We start from the raw sequence: 1,689 nt of genomic DNA on the forward strand, positions 1-1,689 counted from the left end.
GTAAGCGCGATTTTCTCCGCACGCCGGCGGTTTTGATGGATTGCGCTGGTATCGGGCGATACCGGGCCGTTCAGGCAGTGGCGGCTTTGTGGAAGTTGAAGGGCAGCAGGTCTGCAATATCGGCGTCGCTGGCGCGCTGAGGCAATTCGGTGAGGACGTGGCGCAACCACGCTAACGGCTCGACACGTGAGGCGCGGCAGGTCAGCATCAGGCTATAGACGACGGCACTGGCCTGGGCTCCGTCCACGGTATCACTGAACAACCAACTCTTCCTGCCAGTTGCAAAAACCCTGATGTCGCGCTCCAGAAGATTGTTGTCAATCGGCATGCTGCCGTCCCCGGTGTAGCGCGTCAGATATTCCCATTGGTTCTGGGTGTAGGATACGGCGTCGCCGAGCTTGCTGTCAGGCAAGACCTTCGGGGCCATGTCATCGAGCCATACTTTGAGAGCATTGAGGATGGGGACACTATGTTGCTGGCGGAAGCGGCGAATGCAGTCGGCCTGTGTTTCACCCTTCTCCGGTGTTCCGTCCCGCGCCTGCCTTTCAACCCGGTAGAGCTGTTCAAAGAACCGCAGCGCTTGCTCGGGCGGACCGCCGCCCTTCTTCCTGGCTTTGAGGGCATCGACAAAGCGCCGCCGGGAGTGGGCCATGCATCCAATGTGGGTGGCCCCTCCCAGCGTGCGCCATGCGGTATAGCCGTCACTCATCACAATGCCACGGTAATCGCCGAGGAAGGCTTGCGGGTGGATTTGGCCGCGGCCTGGCTGATAATCCAGAAGAACGATCGGCTCGTGGCTGCCCTTGCCGCTGCGATAAGCCCACATGTACGATGTGCTGGTGGGCTTTTTGTCCTTCTCCTTGAGGACCTGAACCGTCGTCTCGTCGCCATGGATGAGAGGTTGTGATCTGAGCCGCAGCTTCAGGGCGTCGTAGATGCGATGCAGATGCTTCTCGCTCGAGCCAATCACCCAGTGGCCCAAAGCGCCGCGGCTGACAGGAACACCTGCACGTTCGAAGGCCTGCGCCAGGCGGTAGAGCGGCGTGCCATCGACATATTTGTGAACGAGCGCGAACGCCAGCGTCGAGGGCGTGGCAACGCTGCCCGGCAACGGTTGCGCCGGCATCGGCGCGGTCACAACAGGGGCGTGGATCCCGGTGCGATCGCAATGGCGGCACGCATATTTGAAACGCACATTCTGTAAAACCTTCGCTTTCACCTCGATATGAAGTTGCTCGGTGACAGCCTCGCCCATGCGATGCATCTGGCCACGGCAGCAAGGACACGCCTTCTGGTCGTCGGACAGGTCATACTCGACGCGCTCACGAGGTAGGTTCCCCGGCAGCGGCCTGCGGCCGCGCTTCTTTCCCGTTGTGTTTTCGACGGGCGGCAAGCCCGTGTCCGGAAGTTCGGCGATATTGTTCGTTTCACTGCCGTCGTCATCCTCATCGGAGGCATGCTCGGCTTCATTGAAGAGACGATCAACATGCTTTTCGCTGCGCGGCGCAAAACGATGCAGGCGTGCCAGCGCCAGTTCTTCCTCGAGCTTGGCGACGCGGTCGGCGAGTTGATGGTTCTCCGCCTGCAGCGCAGCAATGCGTGCCAACAGCACTTCAACACTCGGATCGCCGGTTCGATTCATCGGATTCTTGAATCTGAACCGTACCGACGCGTCAACCGCTCAACTCG

1 protein-coding gene is annotated in these 1,689 nt (G+C 60.5%); it reads right to left on the reverse strand.

Annotated elements, in window-relative coordinates:
• Positions 1-70 precede the first annotated feature (70 nt).
• Positions 71-1,642, reverse strand: a complete 1,572-nt coding sequence (tnpC, locus tag QCM77_RS45785) for an IS66 family transposase (RefSeq protein WP_279669524.1) — start codon at positions 1,640-1,642, stop codon at positions 71-73.
• Positions 1,643-1,689 lie beyond the last annotated feature (47 nt).

The organism is Bradyrhizobium nivariense (assembly GCF_029846695.2).
Lineage (GTDB): Bacteria > Pseudomonadota > Alphaproteobacteria > Rhizobiales > Xanthobacteraceae > Bradyrhizobium.